Annotated in this window: 26 protein-coding genes; 7 read left to right on the top strand and 19 right to left on the bottom strand. The window is 52.1% G+C overall.

Going from position 1 to position 23074, the window contains the following annotated elements; all coding sequences use genetic code 11:
* Together GFB57_RS07840 and GFB57_RS07835 are read right to left on the bottom strand one after the other, a co-directional pair.
* Positions 1-561, bottom strand: coding sequence for an HK97 family phage prohead protease (locus GFB57_RS07840; protein WP_019077813.1), 561 nt, complete (start codon positions 559-561; stop codon positions 1-3).
* Between the two features lie 51 nt (positions 562-612).
* Positions 613-1779: a phage major capsid protein gene (locus GFB57_RS07835; RefSeq protein ID WP_290366953.1), complete on the bottom strand. Its 1167-nt coding sequence runs from the start codon at positions 1777-1779 to the stop codon at positions 613-615.
* A 285-nt stretch (positions 1780-2064) separates the two neighbouring features.
* On the opposite strand from GFB57_RS07835, the gene GFB57_RS07830 reads away from it, so the two are divergent.
* Complete coding sequence (locus GFB57_RS07830) at positions 2065-2571, top strand: hypothetical protein (RefSeq protein ID WP_064152463.1); 507 nt, start codon at positions 2065-2067, stop codon at positions 2569-2571.
* Positions 2572-2603: 32 nt separating this feature from the next.
* On the opposite strand, the gene GFB57_RS07825 is transcribed toward GFB57_RS07830, so the two are convergent.
* From GFB57_RS07825 to GFB57_RS07800, 6 genes are all read right to left on the bottom strand, one after another.
* Positions 2604-2864, bottom strand: coding sequence for a hypothetical protein (locus GFB57_RS07825; protein ID WP_032673054.1), 261 nt, complete (start codon positions 2862-2864; stop codon positions 2604-2606).
* 214 nt (positions 2865-3078) lie between these two features.
* The gene (locus GFB57_RS07820) at positions 3079-4443 is read right to left on the bottom strand and encodes a helicase RepA family protein (protein WP_023304525.1); all 1365 of its coding nucleotides are present in this window, start codon (positions 4441-4443) and stop codon (positions 3079-3081) included.
* Positions 4440-4808, bottom strand: coding sequence for a hypothetical protein (locus tag GFB57_RS07815; protein WP_014072026.1), 369 nt, complete (start codon positions 4806-4808; stop codon positions 4440-4442). The genes GFB57_RS07820 and GFB57_RS07815 overlap by 4 nt, the downstream gene beginning before the upstream one ends.
* Positions 4805-5032, bottom strand: coding sequence for a hypothetical protein (locus GFB57_RS07810; RefSeq protein ID WP_048288911.1), 228 nt, complete (start codon positions 5030-5032; stop codon positions 4805-4807). The genes GFB57_RS07815 and GFB57_RS07810 overlap by 4 nt, the downstream gene beginning before the upstream one ends.
* The gene (locus GFB57_RS07805) at positions 5025-5210 is read right to left on the bottom strand and encodes a hypothetical protein (protein WP_290366952.1); all 186 of its coding nucleotides are present in this window, start codon (positions 5208-5210) and stop codon (positions 5025-5027) included. The genes GFB57_RS07810 and GFB57_RS07805 overlap by 8 nt, the downstream gene beginning before the upstream one ends.
* On the bottom strand, positions 5203-5472 hold the full coding sequence (locus tag GFB57_RS07800) for a host cell division inhibitor Icd-like protein (RefSeq protein WP_110292558.1): 270 nt from the start codon (positions 5470-5472) through the stop codon (positions 5203-5205). The genes GFB57_RS07805 and GFB57_RS07800 overlap by 8 nt, the downstream gene beginning before the upstream one ends.
* A gap of 188 nt (positions 5473-5660) precedes the next feature.
* On the opposite strand from GFB57_RS07800, the gene GFB57_RS07795 reads away from it, so the two are divergent.
* Positions 5661-5846, top strand: coding sequence for a YlcI/YnfO family protein (locus tag GFB57_RS07795; RefSeq protein ID WP_047745543.1), 186 nt, complete (start codon positions 5661-5663; stop codon positions 5844-5846).
* Between the two features lie 264 nt (positions 5847-6110).
* Here the strand turns inward: GFB57_RS07795 and GFB57_RS07790 are convergent, their stop codons facing one another.
* From GFB57_RS07790 to GFB57_RS07750, 9 genes are all read right to left on the bottom strand, one after another.
* A complete protein-coding gene (locus tag GFB57_RS07790) occupies positions 6111-6890 on the bottom strand; it encodes a phage antirepressor KilAC domain-containing protein (protein WP_136129505.1) in 780 nt (259 codons plus the stop codon).
* A gap of 8 nt (positions 6891-6898) precedes the next feature.
* On the bottom strand, positions 6899-7108 hold the full coding sequence (locus GFB57_RS07785) for a helix-turn-helix domain-containing protein (RefSeq protein WP_071882736.1): 210 nt from the start codon (positions 7106-7108) through the stop codon (positions 6899-6901).
* A gap of 142 nt (positions 7109-7250) precedes the next feature.
* Positions 7251-7976, bottom strand: a complete 726-nt coding sequence (locus tag GFB57_RS07780) for a hypothetical protein (RefSeq protein ID WP_226864538.1) — start codon at positions 7974-7976, stop codon at positions 7251-7253.
* Entirely contained in the window at positions 7973-9394 is a 1422-nt protein-coding gene (locus GFB57_RS07775) for an integrase family protein (protein WP_108168790.1), read from the bottom strand. Before GFB57_RS07775 ends, GFB57_RS07780 begins: the two co-directional genes overlap by 4 nt.
* A gap of 495 nt (positions 9395-9889) precedes the next feature.
* The gene (locus GFB57_RS07770) at positions 9890-10213 is read right to left on the bottom strand and encodes a DUF1889 family protein (protein ID WP_071524484.1); all 324 of its coding nucleotides are present in this window, start codon (positions 10211-10213) and stop codon (positions 9890-9892) included.
* 113 nt (positions 10214-10326) lie between these two features.
* Positions 10327-12138 carry a diol dehydratase reactivase subunit alpha gene (locus GFB57_RS07765; protein WP_003024713.1) on the bottom strand — a complete coding sequence of 604 codons (1812 nt, stop codon included), beginning with the start codon at positions 12136-12138 and terminating at the stop codon, positions 10327-10329.
* A gap of 10 nt (positions 12139-12148) precedes the next feature.
* Complete coding sequence (locus GFB57_RS07760) at positions 12149-12577, bottom strand: diol dehydratase small subunit (RefSeq protein WP_003024721.1); 429 nt, start codon at positions 12575-12577, stop codon at positions 12149-12151.
* 2 nt (positions 12578-12579) lie between these two features.
* Positions 12580-13164, bottom strand: coding sequence for a propanediol/glycerol family dehydratase medium subunit (locus GFB57_RS07755; protein WP_003024724.1), 585 nt, complete (start codon positions 13162-13164; stop codon positions 12580-12582).
* A gap of 11 nt (positions 13165-13175) precedes the next feature.
* Positions 13176-14843 (bottom strand): propanediol/glycerol family dehydratase large subunit, encoded by a 1668-nt coding sequence (locus tag GFB57_RS07750; RefSeq protein ID WP_003024727.1) that lies wholly within the window; start codon positions 14841-14843, stop codon positions 13176-13178.
* A 392-nt stretch (positions 14844-15235) separates the two neighbouring features.
* On the opposite strand from GFB57_RS07750, the gene GFB57_RS07745 reads away from it, so the two are divergent.
* Genes GFB57_RS07745 through GFB57_RS07730 form a run of 4 tightly spaced genes read left to right on the top strand, consistent with a single transcriptional unit; the run spans position 15236 to position 17751 of the window.
* Positions 15236-15664, top strand: a complete 429-nt coding sequence (locus GFB57_RS07745; RefSeq protein ID WP_003024730.1) for a heme-binding protein — start codon at positions 15236-15238, stop codon at positions 15662-15664.
* A 22-nt stretch (positions 15665-15686) separates the two neighbouring features.
* Positions 15687-16850, top strand: coding sequence for a 1,3-propanediol dehydrogenase (gene dhaT, locus GFB57_RS07740; protein WP_003024734.1), 1164 nt, complete (start codon positions 15687-15689; stop codon positions 16848-16850).
* Between the two features lie 16 nt (positions 16851-16866).
* Positions 16867-17220, top strand: a complete 354-nt coding sequence (locus GFB57_RS07735) for a glycerol dehydratase reactivase beta/small subunit family protein (RefSeq protein ID WP_003024736.1) — start codon at positions 16867-16869, stop codon at positions 17218-17220.
* Positions 17221-17751 (top strand): cob(I)yrinic acid a,c-diamide adenosyltransferase, encoded by a 531-nt coding sequence (locus GFB57_RS07730; protein WP_003024739.1) that lies wholly within the window; start codon positions 17221-17223, stop codon positions 17749-17751. It begins immediately after the preceding gene.
* Here the strand turns inward: GFB57_RS07730 and dhaR are convergent.
* Both dhaR and GFB57_RS07720 read right to left on the bottom strand, forming a co-directional pair.
* Positions 17729-19654, bottom strand: a complete 1926-nt coding sequence (dhaR, locus tag GFB57_RS07725) for a dihydroxyacetone kinase operon transcriptional regulator DhaR (RefSeq protein ID WP_003024742.1) — start codon at positions 19652-19654, stop codon at positions 17729-17731. The genes GFB57_RS07730 and dhaR overlap by 23 nt on opposite strands.
* A 91-nt stretch (positions 19655-19745) precedes the next feature.
* Complete coding sequence (locus GFB57_RS07720; protein WP_003024745.1) at positions 19746-20843, bottom strand: glycerol dehydrogenase; 1098 nt, start codon at positions 20841-20843, stop codon at positions 19746-19748.
* A 561-nt stretch (positions 20844-21404) separates the two neighbouring features.
* Here GFB57_RS07720 and GFB57_RS07715 point away from each other — a divergent pair.
* Positions 21405-23063, top strand: a complete 1659-nt coding sequence (locus tag GFB57_RS07715) for a glycerone kinase (RefSeq protein ID WP_003024748.1) — start codon at positions 21405-21407, stop codon at positions 23061-23063.
* Positions 23064-23074: the final 11 nt, after the last annotated feature.

The following is a 23074-nucleotide window of genomic DNA, read 5'->3' as shown; positions in this document are numbered from 1 at the left end:
TCAGAGCCCCGCTAATTCAGCCCAGCGGCGACGGTTATCGCCAGCGCGGCGCAGTTCAGGATGTTGGGAGAAAAGAGAACGGTGCGCGATTTCCACGCCAGACTCAGGATAAGCAGGCATAGAGGTAACGGTAATCTCCCGCAGTTCGGCAGCGGTAACAGTGCGCAGATATGGAGACTGAGCAATATCCCACGCCTCTTTCAGCGCACGAAAACCGAAGCTCATGCCAGAGATATCCCCGCGCTCCACCAGCTCCAGTACATCGTTGCCAAGCTGGGTATTCGGCGGGGTCAGCTCGAAGCGCAGCCCGGTATCGTCTTCGGACAGCACCAGCGTGCCGGATTTGGTACGCCCCAGCAGCTGGGTATAGTTATGCTCGTACAGCGCCCGCACATCGCTACCGGATGCCAAGCTGTCTTTAAACGCTCCCGGCGCAAACTGCTCGCGGAACTCGTCCCAGATAATTTCTGAGAGACTGTTCCAGCGCACGGCATAGCCCACCAGCTTTTTGTTGCTGGCGCTCACTTCGGAGGTACGGATTTCAAAATCTATTGTTTTCATTACTGGACTCCACAGAGGGCAAAAAGGGGCCGAAGCCCCTTAAACGTCAAATCAGGAACCGGAGCCGGAAAGCTCAAGCACCTTGATGGCGTTGGAGTCCACCACGCCGCCGCCCAGGTATTTATCGGTATGCACCTTGTAGAAACCCGGTTCGGTGATGTTGTCAGGACGGGTACGCACGCCAGTGGTGTGATCAACGATGAAGTAGCCGCGCTTGAAGTCGCCCACAGCGAGGAACGCTTTACCTGCCTCCGCATCCGGCATGGTTTCCAGGTACTGAACAGGACGGCCCAGCAGCGTATCGGGAGAACCGGCAACCAGACGATCGCGCCAGATGTAATCCCCGTTGCCGTTTTTCAGCTTTTGCAGTTTGGCTGCGGTGTTGGAGTTCATCACCCATACGGCGTTTTTGCGGTATTTGGCTTTCAGCTTATACAGCAGGTCGATCAGGCCATCAGAGGAAACGTCAGCCGCTTCCATCTTCTCCAGCGTACCGAACGGACGGGTTTTGTCGGCAGTGGCCGCGCGAGGGTAAGACAGGAAGCCTTTGGATTTTTTATCACCGTCGCCGTTCACAAAGTCGCTTTCTTCGGTCGCGGTGAAGGTGTCGGCAATTTCAGAAGACAGCCAGCCCAAAATATCCACCTCGGAGAAGTCGAGAATCTCCTGAGTGGTTTTCGGGTAGGCGTAGATCGGGTTGAGTTTGATATCAACGCGCTCCATCTTCGGCGTACTGGTTTCGGTACGTGCCTCACCTTCGGTACCACGATTAACGGTAGTGCCGCCCACAGATACCAGCTTCTGGTATTCGTTGGTTTTGGTCGTCTTCACCGTTGCGATGGAGCGCATCACGCTATCATCCTGCAACTGGCGCATGATCTCTTTATCCAGCTCAGGAATAACGGTATAACCGCCGTCAGCCTGCACCAGCGTGGAGAGAGAGCGGGTATCACCTGTCATGATGTAGTGGCGCAGCTCGTCGTTGTTTACTGGCTCACCTTCAACGGAAGTACCAGGCAGATTGCGCTGATCGTCGGCAACGGCTTCAAGGCGGGTGATTTCAACTTCGAGCGCATCAGCCTGGGCGCGTAGTTCGTCGAACTTTTTGCCCTCTTCTTCGTTCAGGCTGCGCTTTTCGGTGTCAGCTTTGTCCAGCAAGGAACGCATCTGGGTTTTGAGTGCGGCTTTCTGCTGGCGTAATTCGAGTAATTTCTTCATGGAGTGGTTTCCGTAACAATTAACGTTGAGACGTGAAACCAGCGCTTGGAGGGAAGGCCGTTAAATCTTTTTCTGCATCCCACAGACTGTACTCGCTACAGCTTGATTTAACAGCCAGTGGCGGCTCACGTCTGAGTGCCACTCTTCAAGATATACATGAAAAAATTTAAGGAAACCCACCTCAGAGCAGGGGGGAAGAATGAGTAAGTATGAGTACGAATAATTTACAAAAAAAGCATGTATGGATTTATCATTGACTGACTTTACGACAGAGGAGAAAGCACCATGAACCTGAGCGCAATGATTTATCCTGATACTTTTATTATTGAGGGAGAGATTTTCAAAGGTAAAAGAAACTCCCAAAAGAAACAGGTGTTAATTCCATACACTAATGAACCCGAAGTAATTATTGGTCAGCATATTATTCAAAGTGTCGGAAAAAATGAGATCAAGTTGAAAGTATTAGATATGAAGATGGTTCAAGGTGGAACGCTCAAAAGAGGTACAAAACATCCACATATGCTCACTCTCAGCATTGAAAACATGACAGAAAATGAACACAAGTCACCTACTAAAAGCAGCACATTCCACATTGGCTCGATTAACGGTGAGCAGGTTCAAGTAGGTGAAAGCAACCATATGCTTGTTAATATCAGTATTACTGAACTGGTTGAGAAGGTTGCTAAATCTGGAGATCCACAGGCTAAATCCGTGTTGAAACAATTGCTGGAAAATAGCACTGTTGCCAGCATTGTTGGTGCAGGTGCCTCAGCGTTGTTGAATTTACTGTAAAAAATGGCCTGGTATCTACCAGGCCTAATGTATCATTTCTCGCTCATCCAATCTGGTGGCGTTGGCATCTTATCTCTATATTCTTGCAAATGCTCAATCATCGCATCCAATTGTTCTCGATTAGTAGCCAGTATTTCTTCTGAAAGAGTGCTTCGAACAAAGTCATGATGATCGATCCAGAATAGTGCCCCATCTGAAAGCGCCTTCCGATATTCAGCGGTAGGCATTGCACTCATATCATGAAGCCCATAATGATCGTAATGTTCCTTTATTTCATGAATCGTAATAGGCATAAATTCTCCTTGTTTGTCTAACCTGCCGCATTTAGTGCCGCGTTTAGCAATGCCGCACTTAGCGCCGCACCAGTTTTCTCAAAAAATTACGCAAACCCAGTAATGACGGGGGTTTCAGTGAAATGCCGCACTTAGCGCGTGTATACAGGGACTAAGTGCGGCATTTGGTCATAAAACATACTAAATGCCGCACGTGCCGCACTTACCGCCGCATTTACTCGACTGTTACTGGGTAAAGGTTCTCACCCTCGATGCGAATGATTTGCTCACTCTCCAGCTTGTCCAGCCAGCGCGGGAATGACTTTCTCACTTTGTCTGCACCCAGCGTTGCACGTAGATCGTCTTTAATGACGGAGATAGTGCATGGCTCCCCCTTAGCTGTGCGGCTGCGTACTGCCTGCCATAGTGCATGGTGGTTATCGCTAAGACGGGAGACATTGGCCAGTTCAGGCTCAACCTCTTTAGCCTCTCTCGGCTGATCGTGCACAACCAGAGAGCAAACAAGTTCACCATCTTCATCGGTGTAAAGCTCTGCCGTTCTCAGGTCATACGCTTTACGCTCTGGCTCCTCCGCGTCTTTCATCTTGGTACAGGTCAGAATAAGCGCCTTTCCATCCCCTTCACGCTTAACGTTAAATTCAGTATCAAGCGCAGCGCGGAAAGCACTGGAACCGCGAGCGCCTTTCCCTTCATCTTTGCCGGAGTGGTGAACTACCAGCACCGTTGCACCCGTTTTCTGTTTGATAACGTCACACCCTTCAATAAATGCCCCCATATCACGAGCATCGTTCTCGTCGTTACCGCCAAAACAACGGGCCAGCGTATCGATCACCACCATGCGAACCGGCACACCACATTCAGCTTCAATCTGCCTGGCAGCCAGAAGCACTTCCGTTACCTCTGACTCGCGCACAGGAAACACCGGACGATTGACCAGCCAGAGGTTGTCCGCCTGTATGCCGTGCACCTGCTCCCAAGCCTTTATACGCCGGGGAACGCCTACGCCCCCCTCACCAACCACATACAGCACCGCGCCGGAAGTGACCTTCTTCCCAGCCCATGGCAGACCCGCAGCAATGTGACAGGCCCACGATACAGCGAGAAAACTCTTATACGAACCGCTGGGACCGTAAATGCTGCACAGTGATTGCGCTGGCAGAAAGTGTTTAAGGATATAGTCCTGACGGATATCAAAGCCCTCAGAACCGCGAGAGAGAGGCAGCTTTGTCCTGAACTTTGCTCCAGCATCAGGGAAGACGCGGTGAATGCGCTGCACGTCAGACAGCATGGCATTCATTTCCCCTTCGCCTATCTCTTCCACCAGCACAGAACGCCGCGCGGTAATCATTTGTTTGCGGTCCGTGTCGAGATACCCGGCATCACAAAGCTCCTCATACGGCATTGCTGCTATCTGGTTGAGGCGAGCCACCAGCTTTCCGTAACGGGTAGTGGGGTCCTTATGCTGGTGGAGGGCTTTATCCAAATCGCTGCGACTGTACTGCTTGCCATGCGCCCATAGATATGAACAGGTGAACAAGGCATCAGATACAGTTTCTACAGCTGTCAGTTGTACCGTCATTTTGGTATGCCTCCGCTCATCTGGAATTTGCCGATCAGAGGATGGAACCAGTACGCAGAGCCATATTTGCGCTTAGCACTGCGCAACACCAGCCGCGCCGCTTCCCTGAACTTTTCATCAGGCGCAACGAACCCGCCAGATTTCAGCTTAACCAGCATCACCCCTGTGTTTTTCGCCAGTTCCTCAGCCTTTTTGGTTGAGATACCGTATTCAGCGGCCAGTGTTGCTACTGGCGTCATACCCGGAGGGATTTCACCCCCCTGACTATCAGTGAGTGACTTAACCTGTGCCTCAAGATGCAAAATCTTTTCAACCAGCAGATCAACGCGGTTAGCCAGCTCGTTAAACTTCACATTGCTGATCATGATTTTGCCTCCTGCGATTCAGGGTCTGAAAAAGTAGAAATATCCAGTGAGTTTGCCAGTTCGTCAGAAAGTCGTTGAGCCAAGCCAGTTAAACTCATTACATGGAGACGCTCTTCCTCTCCCCTGATAGTCGCAAGGTAAGCAGCACATGACAGAAGCGCGGCAACCTCTTGCGCCAGTAACAGCAAATCTTTTTTGCTACGGTAGGTGTAAAGGTTATCCATTGAGCGCCCCCTTTGAATTCTGCTCTACCATGCTTGCTGCCAACTGATCCGATACTCGTCTAGCCGGGCTGATAAGGTTTTCCCGCTCAACCTGATCAACGTCGCACTCTTCGACAACCATCAACAACGCAGCCAGTTCACAGGCTATTGACGCACTTTTATTGGTTAATTCACGCATGGCGTACCTCCTGAATAGCTGCGCTATCGAACTCCCAGCCACGGCGGGTGGTGTAATCGAAAAACGCAACGCGACAAGGAGACTGGGCGCGGATTTTGGCAGCGAAAACCAAATCCCAGCCGGGGAATGCAGCGCGGGCTTTATCTTCCGTGTCAGCATCAAAGCGGAGCACTACAGGTGTGCATTCTGGGGTGTGGTCTGGGGTTGCAAGGAATAACCATGTAAATTCCGGGCGAGTTTGGGTAGACTTAGTGGAAGCCATTACTGTTACCTCTATTAACGGTTTGGTTAGAGGCCCGGTTAGTGTTCCTAGCACTGCCGGGCTTCGCATTCGAAAGGTGTATGTCACCTCCGCTATTAAAACTAGACCAAAGTGAAATACACCTCAAGTCTTTTCTTCTCATTTTTTTTGCGTATACTGAAATACACCTAACACAAGGAATCACAGTAATGGCAACAGGTGCGAAGAACGCAAAATCACAAATGACAACAATTAGAATTCCCCACGAGGTGATAGAGGATATGGATCGCCTTAAGGAAGATGGAGAAAGCACGGCGGCATTTCTCGTTACTGCCGCCAAAGGCGAAATCAAACGCCGCCAGCGTAAAAAGGCCAAGGAAGCCGACAAGGAGTGATACCCAATATCTGGGTAACGGTCGAAATTACGGGATATCTCCGGGGTATGCTGCATTGCAGTAGACCCTGCACGCTGATCCAGATCTCCCCAGATTTGGGGAAATGGGGTATGCGCCAATGCCGTACACCTTAACCGCGCCAATGGCGCAGTTCCTGAAATCACAGGAGCGCTCAGGCTTTGACCACCAGCATTAACCCTGGTATCCTGACTTTGCTTGATTTTTTCGTAGTGGCATTGGCATCTCTGCAAAGCTGCCTTTGTTTTATTTAGCGTCAGCATTCGGCACCTCCGGCAATACACCATCAGCGATCAGTTTCTTCGTTAACCACTGCTCACCCTTCCCCGTCAGCATCGTTGTGAATGAGGCTCTTACCTCGCCATTCGTTTCATACGTTCCCTGGCGTACGGCAAAATAACCGCTATCGATATAACGCTGCATAGGTAAGTTGTGGCGCTGGCCGCCATTGATGAGTATTCCATGTTGCCTCATCCAGCCGAATAATTTGATGGGGCCAAGCCCTACGGCTTTGGCATAGTTGGGAATGGAAATACCCTTGCTGATCTCCGCCACGCGATCAGCAAAATCAACTTTTGGCGCAGCGGCCAGCAGCCGGTTTTCAAGTTCACTTGCCTTTTCTGCCAGATCAGCAGCAAGGCGCAGGGCGTCCGGTAACGTCTGCGGGATATTAGCGGCGGCTTTTGCCTGACGTTCGCAGTTGATGAAGTAGCGGCGAACCTCCCGCCCTTTTTCGTTGCGCTCAACCATTGCCAGCTCTTTACCCATGTCGATGGTGATCAGGTAATCATGTGCAATTTGTTGGCGGTATTTTGAGCTCCCCGAAACGGGGGCGCTCAAATTTTCTACCACAGTAAAATCTACGCCAGCAGTAAAACCATACTGGCTGATGCGTCCTTTTATCCATGTGGTGAAATCACGCCCAACGCCAAGAAAAGAATGAAGACGTTTTGCGCTCACAAGCGTGGCTGGTTGCCCGTCGATACTTCCCGCTGTAACCGGGATAAGCTCTGGTAATTTTCCCATGCTGATTCTCAGGCTGTTTGCGTGCGACGGGTTGATGCCAGATAGCTATCGAGATCTGACCTCATGTAGATAACCTTGCGACCAACCTTATGGTGTGGAATTTCCACCTTTCCGGTATGAGCCCAATTAGCTAGAGTTTGAGAATTAACACCAAGATAAGCGGCCGCTTCTGCACGGGTAAGGCGCTCTAACGAGAAAGGAGAATTGACTAACTTCATATTTATCACCGTGTATTAATGGTTAACAGCGGTGATAAATATCCATGATAGGGTAGCGAATTATCAGCCCAATAACAGGCTACTGGTTCTCAACTGCCGGATGCAACAACACAATAACCAGTAACACCCCCCCAGCAGCCAGCTATTGGGGGAATACTAATTCAAGTCGTGTATATTTTTCTGGTTTTGGGGGCCTCAATCCAGAGAGGGAGATCCAGTTATCTAATGCGTTACGACTTACCTTGCCATGATAATGAGCAGCCAAGGCATCAAGCAGCGCTGTTTTTGCACCACAAGGATATTTTTCCCAAGTTAGTTTAATGACTTCAATAACCTCTGAATAATATGGGCTACGGGGTCTTTTCGCCTTTTCTCTCTGAGCATCTGAAATCGCCTTTTGCGCTATTTCATTAAACTCCCTAATGGATATTTCGTCACTAAAAACACCTTCCATTAGCAATTTAATGCCAATTCTTGCAAGATTATCACCGTTATTCTTCATTCCTAAAAAATGTAACGCAAGCGCAGCATTCAATGCTGTGATTCCATCACCTGATAATGGTATATCGGTTAAAAATGGTGTTTGTTTTTCATCCATATACAACAATGTGTTGATTGACTGGTCATCCACCCCAGTTTTAGCGCTCTCAATTCCAATAAAATAGAGAAATTCTTCAATGGGATTATCAGAGCATTCGAAATAATGAATTATATTGTTAACCATATTTCGCGCCAAGCTTGCAGAGGCATCATTCTTAAATCCATCACGCAAGGTTGAAATAGCCGTAGAATCAGCACCATCAATAAAAAGCTCGTTTATAAACGTAGCCACAATTGTAGCTCTAATACTCATTTCACCATGAGTCATAGCTTAAAGCCCTTTTTATCATTTGATATTGCGAAGATTAATTTTCTTTTCTCTTCTTCGCTCAGATTCGCCAAAGCAGACATTAATTGAGTATTAATATCTTTTTTACTTTCAATCAACCCAGCATATTCAAGTATTGCTCGTTCTATTCTTGAAGCTGGCTCCATAAGTTCATCAGCACTGAAATGAAGATAGCCCTGGGTAACATCAGCGCTTCTCATCGTTCGGTGGTTGAGCAGGCGTTTCAGGATATAATTACCAACCCCCACCAGCTCAGCAACGGTGCCGAAAGTTCGGCGGCCGTCATGCCATTTGAAAGGGATAGGCTTTAGCAGGTCTGGGTTTGGTTCTGGTACGGTGGCAGCACTTATGCGATCGATAATGTGCCTGTACTCTTTAATTACTCCCTTATCACCAGGAAAAACCAATAATCCATCTGCCGCTTTCATCTTGGCTCGGCGGCGAAATAATTTCAGTAGAGTTTCAGTAATGGGGAGTTCAAGCGGATCGCCGTTTTTTGTGGTATCAATCCAAAAATATCGGCCTCCAAGATTAACTCTATCCCAACTAAGCTCTAAAATTTCAGACTTACGCAGTCCGGTAAAAATAGCCATTTCCACAGCATCACAAACCGCCGCTGCTATATCATCGCGCCCCTGTTCGGCAAACTCTCGCACGGACGATAAGGCGCTAAACCATCTGCCAAGCTCATTGGTGCGGATACGTTCAGTCTTCCTCACGGTACCATGCCATTTGCGCTTTGTGCTCAGTACCATTGTAGGCGGGTCCGGAAGAAGCGTTTTCCCTTCCTCGTCACGGTAATGATCGTGCGCGAAGCGGTATATAGCACGAAGCACCCTAGCCCAGAGATCGGCCTGTGCTTTACTGCCGGTTCCAACCCCTGCGCGTAGCGTTGATTTATCAGCACCAAACCACACAGAACCATCAGTAACGGCTTTGTGTCTGGTTTCCACCCGTTCACGGCTGATAGAGGCTATTGGTTGTTTCATCCAGTCACCAGAGAAATTTTGCAGGATGGAACGATACTGTTTTGCTGTATCAGCGCTTAACCGTTCATCACGGCTTTTGATATAGGTGTCCAGCGCATCATTAAGCGTAACCAAAGCCTTTTCATTGATGCGCTTTTCGACGTTAGGGTTTCTGCCTGTAGTGGCTACGTCTCCCAGCAGTTCGAGAGCCTTTGCCCTGGCATTATCAATAGTAAGATCGGGAAATCTGCCTAAGGTGGCCCGTATAAATTTGCCATTACGTTTTCTGGAGATACAGAAGCTCTTCGCGCCACTGATCCCCACTCGGAGCCGTAGCCCGTTAACAACGGTATCACCATACTCCATCTGGCCACGTTCCGCAGGCGGCAAGCTTTCGAGTTTTGCTTTCGTGAATTTGAATGTTTCCACAAACACCCCATACCAAGCGATCAAGGTATCCTGTAAATCGCTTGTTTTGCTCTAGGATACCTATAGGATACCGCAAGCGAGTATTTTAGAGTATTTCTGGTTATATATACAGTAAATTCAGTATAATTAAGTTACTGATAATTATAGATAAGTATTTTTAGGTAAGAAATTGCATCCTAACTCATAATCGCTTGGTCGCTGGTTCAAGTCCAGCAGGGGCCACCAAACTTCAAGGACTTGCGAGAAATCGCAGGTCCTTTTTTTTATGGTTATTCCGTAGAAATTGGTATGTAGCGAAAAAGAGTTTATCCTGGAAAAAATCAATATTTGCTTGCTTCAATATGTTGAATGAATACACGGAAGATCATGGCTGGCGGGGACTGAAGCTATTTTACGCGATACACCTGTCCAGAAAACAGCATGTTAATGGCATTCCATTTGGACGCCGCCATCCCGAGATGGAAACGTCCGTTAGAGTTTGATTCGATAGTCAGCTCACACTAGCTCTTTGAGCTGCTCCTGCATATAGGTTGAAAAATACTCTGGGTTCTTGATAAGGATGCGGTTACCGGAGGCAACTTTTTCTGCCCATCCGGCCACTTTTTTCGTGAACTCAGGATTCCATCCCTCCTGCTCACCTCGTGCCATTACAGCTTCCGGACTCGCTGGCACACCTAAGTCATGCAAATACTTTAAGATTCCCTTAGCGGTACTTTCGTCCATTGAATGGGGTACTGACGCCGAAGTGTTCATACCACCAATAAAATCCAATGCTTTCTCAATTGCTGTTGGCATGCTCTTATCCTTAAAATTAACCACGTGAGAGACACATTTATACTATGTACCCAACTTCGTCGGGATATCAAAGAGAACATCGCCTTTATTTGATTTACCCCGCAGCTAAACGCTTGCGGCGGCTGTTTTCTGCACGATTAATTCGCCATTCCGGCCAAAACCAGCCCGGTTGCCACCGCATTACGTGGCCCTTCGCTACCACGGATGTTGCCCTGTCCGGCGACAACGCCGTAGTGCGCCAACGCATCGGTGATCATCTGCGGGATTTCAAAATCCAGAGAAGAACCGCCTACCAACACCACAAAAGTCATATCGCGAATAGATCCACCGGGTGACACCAGGCGTAACGCGCGCAGGCAGTTGGTCACAAAAACCTTCTCTTTGGCCTGTCGGCGCACCAGACGTATTTTTTCCAGCGAGGTCTGGTTATCTACCGGGATCAGCTCGCCCTCTTTCAAATACACAACTTTGGCAAACACCGACGGGCTGAGCGGTTCGCGGAAAAACTCTACCGCGCCGTTCTCATGGCGAATACTGAACAGGCTTTCCACTTTTGCCAGCGGGTATTTTTTAATCTCCTCCGCCAGAAATGCATCGCTTAAGCCCAGCTCTGTTTGAATCAACAGGCTGACCATATTCCCCGCCCCGGCCAGATGTACCGCTTTCACTACGCCATCGCTATTGATGACGGCTGCATCGGTAGATCCTGCGCCTAAATCGAGGATTGCCAGCGGCGCAGCGCATCCAGGCGTTGTTAACGCCCCCGCTACAGCCATGTTGGCCTCCACGCCACCAACCTCAACCAGAGTGTTTAACCGGGCGCTCAGCTCACTGGCGATGGCCTGCATCTGTAAGCGATCGGCTTTCACCATCGCCGCAATGCCCACGGCGTTCTCCATTGAACACTCTCCGGCGATGCCGCCCTGCACCTTACGCGGAATAAATGTATCGACCGCCAACAGATCCTGAATATGCACCGTGTTCATTTCATGACCGGTCAGCGAGGCCATCACCTTTCGCACCCGCTCCAGCATGCCGCCTGCGTGCGTACCAGCTTCCCCAGCAATATCGCGCACGGGCGCGCAGGCGCTCATCGCCTGCATAATGGCCTGCGCGCCTTGCGCTACGTCGGCTTCACCGCCACGCTTTTCACCACGGATAAAGATCTTACCCGCCGGGATCACTCTTGATTGCACATCGCCCTGCGGGGTTTTCAGCACCACGGCGGAACGGTTGCCAATCAGCGCTCTGGCGATGGGGACGATAGTTTGCGTTTCCTCGGGCGTCAGGGCAAAGAAGGTCGCAATGCCGTAAGGGTTCGACAGCACCCGTACCACCTGTCCCGGGGCCGCCACTTCCACCGCCGCCAGCACACCTTCCGGCACCTTCTCCAGCAGGGTGACTTCATCAACCACCGGCATTGGCCGATGCAGGCGATTATTCACCAGCACGCCATCATCTTTTTTCAGGATAGCCGCCACCACATTGACGCCGCGATCCAGCGCTTCATTGATAAACCAAACCGCCTCAAGGAAATCCATCTCCTCACCGACCAACGGGATCCAGCCCTGAGCAAATCGATCCTCGCTCAACGCCGCCAACTTCTCCACGGCGATGGTGGTTCCCATGCCCACGCCAACGCCACCGGGCGTTTGCGGGTTATGGCCAATCATCGTCGATTCGGTAATGATGGTTTCAGTGATAGTTTCCATCGCCACATCGCCAATCACCGGTGCGGCCTCGTTGATGCAAATTTTTGCTACGTCCTGCAGCGACCACGGCGTGTTATTCAGCGCCTGCTGCAGGGATGCGACTACCCCGGCGATATTATCCCGCGTGCCTTTCATACCGGTCGTGGCGACAATCCCGCTGCCGATAAACCGGCCATCCTGCGCCAACGCCACTTCGGTGGTGGCGTTGCCGATATCGATCCCTGCAATTAACGGCATGCTGCCTCCGTCACTGGCTGCCTTTACGCAGCTTATTTCTCTGCTGATATACCTCTGCCGATTCGCGGACAAACCCGGCGTTCACCGTGGCATGCCATGTGTGTTCCAGTTCATCGGCAATGGCCTGCAACTCGGCGAAAGAAGAACGAAACGGTCGCAGCGCGTTGTAGATCTCCAGAATGCGGGCATCCGGAATCGCAATCAGTTCTGCCGCACGACGAAAATTGCGCGCCACGGCATGACGCTGCATCTGCTCGGCAATCTGCGCCTGGTACTCCAGCGTTTGCTGAGAAATACGCACATCCTGCGGTCCTACGCGGCCCGCCAGCACATTCTCAAGAGTAATGTCGGTTAGCGGCTTGCCGGTAGGCGTCTGGATTTTCTCCGGGCAGCGGGTCGCTAATGGGTAATCCTGCGCAGTCATGATGTTGTCGTTCATGGTCATTCCCTTACCAGTGCAATATGCAACGTGACAGGCGCAGCATCCTGCACCACGTGTTTGGTTTCTTTGATATGAAACAGCGCGGCCTTGGCCATAAATTTAGGGCGCACCATCTGGTCATTGACCACTGGCACCGGCGAAGGCGACTCTTTGCGTGCATATCGCGCGGCGTTTTTACCAATCTGACGATAGGTTTCCAGCGTCAGCAGCGGAGCCTGAGAGAACAGCTCGAGGTTGCTTAACGGCAGCAGATCGCGCTGATGAATCACCGTGGTTCCTTTCGACTGGATGCCAATCCCGATGCCTGAGCCGCTGAGGTTTGCCGCATCCCATGCCATAAAAGAAACATCCGAGGTGCGCAGGATCCTCACTACCCGCGCATGCAGTCCCTCTTCTTCGATGCCAGCAACCAGCTCTTTCAGAATCGCGTTGTGCGGCATGTCAATCAGGGTTTTATGCTGGTGCTTGCCAAAGGCCGGGCCGACGCCAATCACCACTTCATCCACGCGTTCATCCGCGTTAGCCGCCTCGCCTTCGCTCACCTGTAAGGTGAAAACCGGCTTACGTTCAGTTGTGCATTCCACAGTGTTCCGCCTTATTCGATCGAGCTGGGCTGAACCACGCCCGCAATATTTTTAATTTCCTCCCAGCGTTCGGCACTGATGCGATAGCCGGTACCAGGTCCCTGATAATCATTGATGTCGTTGACGGCGCTGACGACGTCGAACTGGCGATCCAGAATGGCCGACGTTTGCAGGTAATCACCGGTAACACGCTGTCTCAGCATATTGAGGATATTGCTGGCGATATCTTCAAAACCGCTGCAACTCAACGCGCCGACGATATCCAGCCCGGTGATATTACGCTTCATCATCTCTTCCACGGCCGCCAGATCCTCCACTACATTGCGCGCAGGCATATCTTTGCTGCCGTGAGCATAAGTAGCGGCTTCCACTTCTTCATCGCTAATCAGCGGCAAGCCCAGTTCGCGGAACACCGCCTGAATGGCGCGTGCAGCCTTATTGCGTATAGCGATAGTTTCTTCTTCAGTCACCGGACGCAGACCGCCGTCAACCATCAGATCGCGTTGCAGGATGTTGTAATCATCGAAGTCTTCAGCGTCGAAATTCGACCCGGCAAACATGTTGTCGTAGTTGGGTACCGCGCTGTAACCAGAGAAAATAAAGTCGGTACCCGGCAGCATCTGCATCAGGGTGCGGGCAGTACGGCGAATATCGGAGTGAGAAAAGGTCTGATCATTGGCGGAGGCCACTTCAAGGTCGAGCATTGAGGCAATCAGGTTTTCCGCCAGCACCGCGCGGATCCCCGAAGGCACAGCGCCGGTCATGCCGATACAGCTGACCGCACCGTTTTGCAGCCCCTGTACGCCCGCGCCTTTAGTGATAAAAATGCAGCGCGACTCCAGATATAGCATCGATTTACTTTCGGAATAGCCCATCAGCGCTTCCGAGCCAGTGCCGGAGGTGTAGCGCATCTTCAGGCCGCGGGACGCATAAGCCGAGGCGAGAAACGCTTTGGACCACGGCGTGTCATCACCGTCGGTAAACACCGATTCTGTGCCATACACCGACACCGTTTCGGCATAACTGGTTAGCCCACGCATGCCCAGCTCCAGCTCCGTGGCCTCTTCAACGGAACATTGCGTCAGCACACCAGGACGACCGCACTGGGAACCCACCAGCAGCGCCAGGGCGTTAAACGGCGCGTAGCGGGCGATCCCGACCGTCGTTTCTTGCTCGGAAAAGCCACGGATCCCCGCTTCAGCAGCGTCGGCGGCAATCTGTACCGGGTTATCTTTCAGGTTGGTTACGTGGCACTGATTGGAGGGCGTGCGTCTGGCACGCATTTTTTGCAGCGCCATCATCATCTCCACCACGTTCATTTTCGCCATCACTTCCACCGCTTTCGCCGGGGTGATGGCGGTGGTAATGGCAATAATATCTTCCCGACTGACGTGGATATCCACCAGCATTCTGGCGATCTCCAGCGCGTCGAGCTGCATGGCGTGCTCGGCCTCAGCCACGTTAATGGCGTAGTCGGCAATGAAACGGTCGATCATGTCGAACTCGGCGCGGCTCTTACCGTCCAGCTCAACAATACGACCATTTTCCACCTTCACCGACGACGCTGGATCGTAGGGGCTTTCCATGGCGATCAGCCCCTCTTCAGGCCATTCGCCAATCAGCCCATCCTGATTTACAGGCCGCTTCGCAAGCACTTCGAATCGTTTTGATCTTCTCATGATTTATTGACTCAAAAGATAAAAAATAGGGACGCCGGGCCGCATTGCCGGGGACACAACACCCGGCATTCGCCTTTCATCAGCAATGGTCGAACTCTAAATGAGCAGAACAATAAAAAAATAAAATTAATTTTGTTCCAATTTGGTACCTAATAAAAACGCATCGTTTCATATTGAAACGCAATTCAGGAATATCCATCGTGAATTGTGACGATGTTAAATGATCATTATCAATAAACGCCAAACCGGGAAGGTGAATTTAATATCTTTGAAATTTTCGCCCTATTGACTTAATAACGTGCGGCGAGAAAATAAGGTAAAGCCAATGATAAAAATAGCTGTTGCGCGATATGTTTCGTGACCTCAGCCCTACAACATTTTCAGGAGAGACTGTGAATAAGAGCCAACAAATTGCCACCATTACGCTGGCGGCTGCAAAAAAAATGGCGCAGGCCGTTGAGGCTAAAGCGCTTGAGATCAGCGTTCCGGTGGTCTTTTCCGTGGTAGATCGCGGTGGGAATACGCTGCTAATGCAACGCATGGACGATGCGTTTGTCACCAGCTGTGATATCTCTCTTAATAAAGCGTATACCGCCTGCTGCCTGCGCCAGGGTACCCATGAAATTACGGACGCGGTACAACCCGGTGCTTCGCTATATGGTTTGCAGCTTACCAACCAACAGCGCATCGTTATTTTCGGCGGCGGTTTACCCGTCATATTAAACGGTAAATTAATTGGTGCCGTTGGCGTTAGTGGCGGCACCGTTGAACAAGACAGATTATTAGCAGAAACCGCACTGAATTGTTTCTCTGAATTATAATTTAAATCTAAGAAGGTATATTATGAGCTATCGTATGTTTGATTACCTGGTGCCAAATGTGAACTTCTTTGGCCCCAATGCTATTTCCGTTGTCGGCGAACGCTGCAAACTGTTAGGCGGTAAAAAAGCGCTGCTGGTTACTGATAAAGGTCTGCGGGCCATTAAAGACGGCGCGGTAGATAAAACCCTCGCCCATTTACGTGAAGCGGGCATTGACGTGGTGGTTTTTGATGGCGTTGAACCTAACCCCAAAGACACCAACGTGCGTGACGGTCTGGAAGTCTTTCGCAAAGAGCATTGCGATATCATCGTTACCGTCGGTGGCGGTAGCCCGCATGACTGCGGTAAAGGCATCGGTATCGCAGCAACTCACGAAGGCGATCTCTACAGCTATGCCGGGATTGAAACCCTGACAAACCCGCTGCCGCCGATCGTTGCGGTGAATACCACTGCCGGTACCGCCAGCGAAGTCACCCGCCACTGCGTGCTGACCAATACCAAGACCAAAGTGAAGTTTGTGATTGTCAGTTGGCGTAACCTGCCGTCGGTCTCCATTAACGATCCGCTGCTGATGCTTGGCAAACCCGCCCCGCTGACCGCCGCGACGGGTATGGACGCCCTGACCCACGCCGTGGAAGCCTATATTTCCAAAGATGCCAACCCGGTCACCGACGCTGCCGCTATTCAGGCTATTCGCCTGATCGCACGCAACTTGCGTCAGGCCGTAGCGCTGGGCAGCAACCTGAAAGCTCGCGAGAACATGGCCTACGCCTCTCTGCTGGCGGGTATGGCTTTCAACAACGCCAACCTCGGCTACGTTCACGCGATGGCGCATCAGCTTGGCGGTCTGTACGACATGCCGCACGGCGTGGCGAATGCCGTACTGCTGCCGCACGTGGCGCGCTATAACCTGATCGCTAACCCGGAAAAATTTGCCGACATTGCAGAGTTTATGGGCGAAAATACTGACGGACTTTCCACCATGGATGCCGCCGAACTGGCCATCCACGCCATTGCCCGTCTCTCCGCTGACATCGGCATTCCGCAGCATCTGCGCGATCTGGGCGTTAAAGAAGCCGATTTCCCGTACATGGCGGAAATGGCGCTGAAGGACGGCAACGCCTTCTCTAACCCGCGCAAAGGGAACGAGAAAGAAATTGCCGAGATCTTCCGTCAGGCATTCTGATAGTACAGGGGGCGCAATGTCACTTTCATCACCGGGCGTACATCTGTTTTATCACTCACGCTGGCAGGATACTCGCGTGCTTGATGAGCTGTGCTGGGGACTGGAAGAGCAAGGCGTCCCTTGCCGGGCAATCTGTTGCGACGAGCATGACTGCGCGCTGGCACTAAGCAAACTTGCGGCCAAAAGCTCAACGCTACGTGTCGGTCTGGGTCTTAACGCCACGGGTGATATTGCGTTAACCCACGCCCAGTTGCCCGAGGATCGGGCGCTGATCCGTGGGCATATCACCGCCGGAATTGCGCAGATCCGCACGCTTGGCGCCAATGCCGGTCAACTGGTCAAAGTGATTCCCTTCAGCGAGATAAAATAAATGTACCGCATCTACACCCGAACCGGTGATAAAGGCATGACCGCACTGTTTGGCGGCAGCCGTATCGACAAAGACGACATCCGCGTTGAGGCCTATGGCACGGTGGATGAACTGATTTCCCAACTTGGCGTCTGCTATGCCAGCACGCGTCATGCCGGGCTACGCCAGAATCTGCACGCCATACAGAAAATGCTGTTTGTTCTGGGTGCGGAACTCGCCAGCGATGAGAAAGGACTCGCTCGCTTACAACAGCGTATTGGTGAAGAGGATACTCAGGCGCTGGAGCAGCTTATTGACCGCAATATGGTGCAAAGCGGCCTGCTCAAAGAGTTTGTTATTCCGGGGAAAAATCTCGCATCGGCACAGCTACACGTAGCGCGAACCCTGGCGCGCCGACTGGAGCGGGTCCTCATCGCGATGAGCAGATCGCTAACGTTACGCGATGAACCCAGGCGTTATATCAACCGACTGTCAGACGCGCTGTTCTCGATGGCGAGAATTGAAGAAACTAGTCCAGATGCTTGCGCTTAAACTGGCTGGCATCAATGTCGTACTGCTTCATCTTGCGCCACAAGGTAGTGCGACCGATATTCAACAGTTGCGACATCTCCTGCACGCGCCCGCTGGTGACGCGGGCAGCATGGATAATCGCCTCTTTTTCGATAGCGGTAAACGTCAGACTAGCAGGCAGCAGTGAAGACGCCGTCTCCAGACCTGGACGTTCGGCAAACAAATAATCCGGTAGATTGCTCAGCCGAATATGGCCGTTATCACTGCTGATGGCGATGTTTTCGATAATGCTGTTCAGCTCAAAGTCATTGCCCGGCCACGAATAGGCCACCAGTTGCGCCAGCGCGTCGTCGTCGATCTTCAAACTGTATGAAAAGCGTTTTTTCAGGCTATTCAGCCGCGTATAAATCAGCGAGGGAATACTACTGCGCCGCGCCCGCAGCGGTGGGATCACTATCTCAAAAGAGTGCAGCGCATAATACAGCTGACGGCTAAAGCGGTTTTGCTCCACCAGATTGGCGAGATCAACCGTGGTGGTGGCGATCACTTTGACATCCACCGGAATCAGCCGACGGGCATCCAGGCGGGTTAATACCCCCTGTTTGATCACCTGTAACAGCGCGGATTGCAGCTCCGGTGCCAGATATTCAATTTTTTCCAGAAACAACGTGCCGCCGTTCGCCAGTTCAAGACGGCTCAACCGGCCATTTTCATCGTCGGTGGGCGCACTGCCCATAAAATCCTGCCCCAGTACGCTGTTGGCATACAACTGACAGTTCACGGCGATATACGGCCCGCTGGCGCGCTCGCTTTCATTGTGGATGGCTTGACTCAGCAGTTCTTTACCAACACCCTCTTCCCCACACAGCAGGATCGGGAAACTCCCCCTCGCTGCCTGGCGTCCAAAATGGATCAAACGGCGGGTTTCCGGATCGTCAGTCGACATCTGCTCAAAGGTGTGGCTCACCTTGCCGAGCTGGCTGGTCATCAGCTGGCGCATTTGTTCCACCGGATGCAGTAGCAGAATAAAGCTGTTGCCCTGCTCCTCAACAATCGGCTTCAGGGTAATGACGGCATCAACAAACTGATGCTGGCTTTCAAAGGTAACTTCGACGTGATTCAGACCGCGGGCATGTTTGATCGCCCGGCGCAGCAGCATGGGGAGATTGAGCAGATCGTGAATGTTTTTCCCCTGACTGGCCTGCGCATCGAGATGCAAAAGCAGCGCCGCTCGCGCATTGAGGAACTGCAATACGCCCTGTTCGTTCCAGGCCATCACACCATCATCCATACTCTCCAGCAGCCCGTACATCTGGTTCAGATGGCGGTTGGATTCAGCCAGCAGGCTGTCGGTCAGCAAAGAGTTGCCGACTTCTCTGGCAATCGCCAGCGTCAGGGATAAATCAGAAACGCACTCATGCTCCACCAGACAACACAGCGAAATGGAGCCGAACAGTCGACCATGGTTATCGAAGACTGGCGTCGAGCAGAACGACCACGGATGCAGCGCCTGTTTAAAATGCTGCTCGCCAGAGGTTTTTGTCGGCTGGCCCGGCATCGTCGCCAGCGACAGGGCACAACTGCCAATGATGCTTTCTGCACAGTAGCTGCCGTCACGAAACCCAAGCTCCGCCAGCTGTTCTACCGTCTGCGGATCGCCGCAACGGCTGAGAATACAGGCTGATTCATCCAGAATCAGCAGCGCGCACGGGCGGCCGTCCATAAACTCCCAGGCATCTTCCAGCGCAGCCTGAGCAATCGTCAGCAACGCCGTCTTGCGACGACAAATCGACTCAAAGGTCAGTCCCTGCGCCTGATGCGGCGCCTGCCAGGTTTCCCGCTGCATAAACTTGCTGCAACGATGCCATGACTGGGCAATGACTGAAGAGACTTCCTTCCCGATGCTATGCGTGTGCGCCGTCATATCCCTTTCCGCTGTTTAACCATAGACAACCCCTCCGGCAGAAACTGTCAGAGGGGGAGAAGATGCCGGATAAAAACCTACCGACGACTGATTAACGCGCCAGCCACTGCTGCCCCAGCAGATCTGCCGTCAAGATAGCGGCATGTACGCTTTCAGGCGTTACCGGGAACGGCATATTGTGGATGGTTTCACCTTCTGCGCAGGTCGCTTTCGCCACGGCCATGATCTTGCCGTCAACGTCTTCTTTCACGCCCATTTCCGCTAACGTTACCGGCAGGCCTACTTTCTGACAGAAATTCAGCACGGTTTCGATCTCTTCCATCGGGCTGTTTTGCAGCACCAGTTGCGCCAGCGTACCAAAGGCGACTTTTTCACCGTGGTACAAATGGTGGCACTCTTCCAGAATCGTAAAGCCGTTGTGGATCGCATGCGCCCCTGCAAGACCGCTGCTTTCAAAGCCGATGCCGCTGAGGTAAGTGTTAGCTTCGACAATACGCTCCAGCGCATCGGTCACCACGCCAGCCTGCGCAGCAAAGCGTGCCTTCTCGCCTTCCGCCAGCAGGGTATCATAGCACAAGCGCGCCAGGCTCAGCGCCGCCACGGTGGACTGTCCGCCCGCCATGCTGGTCGCTCTGGCGTCATAACAGGCTTTCGCTTCAAACCAGGTCGAGAGCGCATCGCCCATCCCGGCCACCAGCAGACGTACCGGCGCTTTGGCAATGATCGCAGTGTCCATCACCACCATATCCGGGTTTTTCGGGTAGATCAGATACTCTTCAAACTCACCGGCTTCGGTATAGATAACGGACAGCGCGCTGGTTGGCGCATCGGTAGACGCGATAGTCGGGATCACCACCACCGGCAGCTTCTGGTAGTAACCAATCGCTTTGGCGGTATCCAGCGTTTTCCCGCCGCCAATCCCAACCACGCCGCGACAGCCGTGCTGTTTCAGAATGGCAATCAGTCGATTAATTTCAACATGGCTACATTCACCGTTAAAGCGTTCCGCATGGCAGCTAATGTCGTGGCTGTGCAGGCCGTTGAGTACTTTCTCTCCCGCCAGCTTCATCACGAAGTCATCCGCAATCACAAAAAAGCTGTCCGCCAGATTTTTAGCGTATTGACCAAACAAGGTGGAAGCGTCAGGACCCTGGAGATATTTGGCTGGAGATTGAATAACTTTTAGCATTCCTTTCATCCTCAAATAAGTACATGTTTTTACATGGTGAGCCCTGGCGTTAACCTGTTTGGCCTGATGCAGACGGCGAAAACGGGAGGTACCGGAGCGATGCAATAACTGTATGGCGAGGCGTGCACAAAAAAATCTTTCGTCTTTTTGTTCTGATATGAAACAGATAAAAACGGAGTACGTTCCATATTGGAACGCTTATCCACAAAAATGATAAGGTTTGCGATCCCGATCCGCTCATTTGCCACCAAATCTCCGGCACAGACGAATCTCACTTTCTTTTTTACCCACTCACTTGCCAAAAAACCGGCAAAAAAAAGCCGACAGTGCCGTATCAGCTGCATTCATCGCGAGAGAAAAAAGTCGAGCGAGCTCGCATTGTGATCGTTCCTCGTTCTTTTCAGTTTCATTATGGAACAAAAAACAATGACAACGTTCCGTAATGAAACTCATTTTAACGTTGTTTTTTTCCGCGCTGACTTCGCCAGAATCTCTCTATCGCCTCCGTACCATGACCATGCTTCCGGGGGTTTGTCTTACACTCAACCTCAAGGAGCCGTTATGTCTCAATTCTTTTTTAATCAACGCACCCATCTCGTGAGCGACGTCATCGACGGTACGATTATCGCCAGCCCGTGGAATAACCTGGCGCGTCTGGAAAGCGATCCGGCCATTCGCATCGTGGTCCGTCGTGACCTCAACAAAAATAACGTGGCGGTAATTTCCGGCGGTGGTTCAGGGCACGAACCCGCGCACGTTGGGTTTATCGGTAAAGGTATGCTAACCGCTGCGGTTTGCGGCGACGTTTTCGCTTCCCCGAGCGTGGATGCGGTACTGACCGCCATCCAGGCGGTAACCGGTGAGGCGGGCTGTTTATTGATCGTGAAAAATTACACCGGTGACCGTCTTAATTTCGGTCTCGCCGCCGAGAAAGCACGTCGCCTTGGTTACAACGTTGAAATGCTGATTGTTGGCGACGACATCTCCCTGCCTGATAACAAACACCCACGCGGCATTGCGGGAACCATCCTGGTGCATAAAATCGCAGGCTATTTTGCCGAACGCGGCTACAACCTCGCCACCGTCCTGCGTGAAGCGCAGTACGCGGCCAATAACACCTTCAGCCTGGGCGTTGCGCTTTCCAGCTGTCATCTGCCGCAAGAAGCCGACGCCGCCCCGCGTCATCATCCGGGCCACGCGGAACTGGGCATGGGCATTCACGGCGAACCAGGCGCATCGGTTATCGACACCCAGAACAGTGCGCAGGTGGTGAACCTGATGGTGGATAAACTGATGGCAGCCCTGCCTGAAACCGGCCGTCTGGCGGTGATGGTTAACAATCTTGGCGGCGTTTCCGTTGCCGAAATGGCCATCATTACCCGCGAACTGGCCAGCAGCCCGCTGCACCCACGTATCGACTGGCTGATTGGCCCGGCCTCACTGGTCACCGCGCTGGATATGAAAGGCTTTTCACTGACGGCCATCGTGCTGGAAGAGAGCATCGAAAAAGCGTTACTCACCGAGGTGGAAACCAGCAACTGGCCGACGCCGGTCCCGCCGCGTGAAATCAGTTGTGTACCATCATCTCAGCGTAGCGCACGCGTGGAATTCCAGCCTTCGGCGAACGCCCTAGTGGCCGGGATTGTGGAACTAGTCACCACAACCCTTTCCGATCTGGAGACTCATCTTAATGCGCTGGACGCCAAAGTCGGCGATGGCGATACCGGTTCGACCTTTGCCGCTGGCGCGCGTGAAATTGCCAGTCTGTTGCATCGCCAGCAGTTACCGCTGGATAACCTTGCCACGCTGTTCGCGCTGATTGGCGAACGTCTGACCGTAGTGATGGGTGGTTCCAGCGGTGTGCTGATGTCTATTTTCTTTACCGCTGCGGGGCAGAAACTGGAACAGGGAGCTAGCGTTGCCGAATCCCTGAATACGGGACTGGCGCAGATGAAGTTCTACGGCGGCGCAGACGAAGGCGATCGCACCATGATTGATGCGCTGCAACCGGCCCTGACTTCGCTGCTCACGCAGCCGCAAAATCTGCAGGCCGCATTCGACGCCGCGCAAGCGGGAGCCGAACGAACCTGTTTGTCGAGCAAAGCCAATGCCGGTCGCGCATCGTATCTCAGCAGCGAAAGCCTGCTCGGAAATATGGACCCCGGCGCGCACGCCGTAGCGATGGTGTTTAAAGCGCTGGCAGAGAGTGAGCTGGGATAAGCCATAAGTGC

This window comes from Citrobacter sp. S39, from assembly GCF_009495675.1.
GTDB lineage: Bacteria > Pseudomonadota > Gammaproteobacteria > Enterobacterales > Enterobacteriaceae > Citrobacter > Citrobacter freundii.
The sequence above is the reverse complement of the archived record's forward strand: the minus strand, read 5'-3'. Positions and strand labels throughout refer to the sequence as shown.

Coding starts and splice junctions, on each gene's coding strand:
- GFB57_RS07840 (WP_019077813.1), bottom strand. CDS start 561: ATGAAAACAATAGATTTTGAAATCCGTACCTCCGAAGTGAGCGCCAGC.
- GFB57_RS07835 (WP_290366953.1), bottom strand. CDS start 1,779: ATGAAGAAATTACTCGAATTACGCCAGCAGAAAGCCGCACTCAAAACC.
- GFB57_RS07830 (WP_064152463.1), top strand. CDS start 2,065: ATGAACCTGAGCGCAATGATTTATCCTGATACTTTTATTATTGAGGGA.
- GFB57_RS07825 (WP_032673054.1), bottom strand. CDS start 2,864: ATGCCTATTACGATTCATGAAATAAAGGAACATTACGATCATTATGGG.
- GFB57_RS07820 (WP_023304525.1), bottom strand. CDS start 4,443: ATGACGGTACAACTGACAGCTGTAGAAACTGTATCTGATGCCTTGTTC.
- GFB57_RS07815 (WP_014072026.1), bottom strand. CDS start 4,808: ATGATCAGCAATGTGAAGTTTAACGAGCTGGCTAACCGCGTTGATCTG.
- GFB57_RS07810 (WP_048288911.1), bottom strand. CDS start 5,032: ATGGATAACCTTTACACCTACCGTAGCAAAAAAGATTTGCTGTTACTG.
- GFB57_RS07805 (WP_290366952.1), bottom strand. CDS start 5,210: ATGCGTGAATTAACCAATAAAAGTGCGTCAATAGCCTGTGAACTGGCT.
- GFB57_RS07800 (WP_110292558.1), bottom strand. CDS start 5,472: ATGGCTTCCACTAAGTCTACCCAAACTCGCCCGGAATTTACATGGTTA.
- GFB57_RS07795 (WP_047745543.1), top strand. CDS start 5,661: ATGGCAACAGGTGCGAAGAACGCAAAATCACAAATGACAACAATTAGA.
- GFB57_RS07790 (WP_136129505.1), bottom strand. CDS start 6,890: ATGGGAAAATTACCAGAGCTTATCCCGGTTACAGCGGGAAGTATCGAC.
- GFB57_RS07785 (WP_071882736.1), bottom strand. CDS start 7,108: ATGAAGTTAGTCAATTCTCCTTTCTCGTTAGAGCGCCTTACCCGTGCA.
- GFB57_RS07780 (WP_226864538.1), bottom strand. CDS start 7,976: ATGACTCATGGTGAAATGAGTATTAGAGCTACAATTGTGGCTACGTTT.
- GFB57_RS07765 (WP_003024713.1), bottom strand. CDS start 12,138: ATGCCGTTAATTGCAGGGATCGATATCGGCAACGCCACCACCGAAGTG.
- GFB57_RS07760 (WP_003024721.1), bottom strand. CDS start 12,577: ATGAACGACAACATCATGACTGCGCAGGATTACCCATTAGCGACCCGC.
- GFB57_RS07750 (WP_003024727.1), bottom strand. CDS start 14,843: ATGAGAAGATCAAAACGATTCGAAGTGCTTGCGAAGCGGCCTGTAAAT.
- dhaT (WP_003024734.1), top strand. CDS start 15,687: ATGAGCTATCGTATGTTTGATTACCTGGTGCCAAATGTGAACTTCTTT.
- GFB57_RS07735 (WP_003024736.1), top strand. CDS start 16,867: ATGTCACTTTCATCACCGGGCGTACATCTGTTTTATCACTCACGCTGG.
- GFB57_RS07730 (WP_003024739.1), top strand. CDS start 17,221: ATGTACCGCATCTACACCCGAACCGGTGATAAAGGCATGACCGCACTG.
- dhaR (WP_003024742.1), bottom strand. CDS start 19,654: ATGACGGCGCACACGCATAGCATCGGGAAGGAAGTCTCTTCAGTCATT.
- GFB57_RS07720 (WP_003024745.1), bottom strand. CDS start 20,843: ATGCTAAAAGTTATTCAATCTCCAGCCAAATATCTCCAGGGTCCTGAC.
- GFB57_RS07715 (WP_003024748.1), top strand. CDS start 21,405: ATGTCTCAATTCTTTTTTAATCAACGCACCCATCTCGTGAGCGACGTC.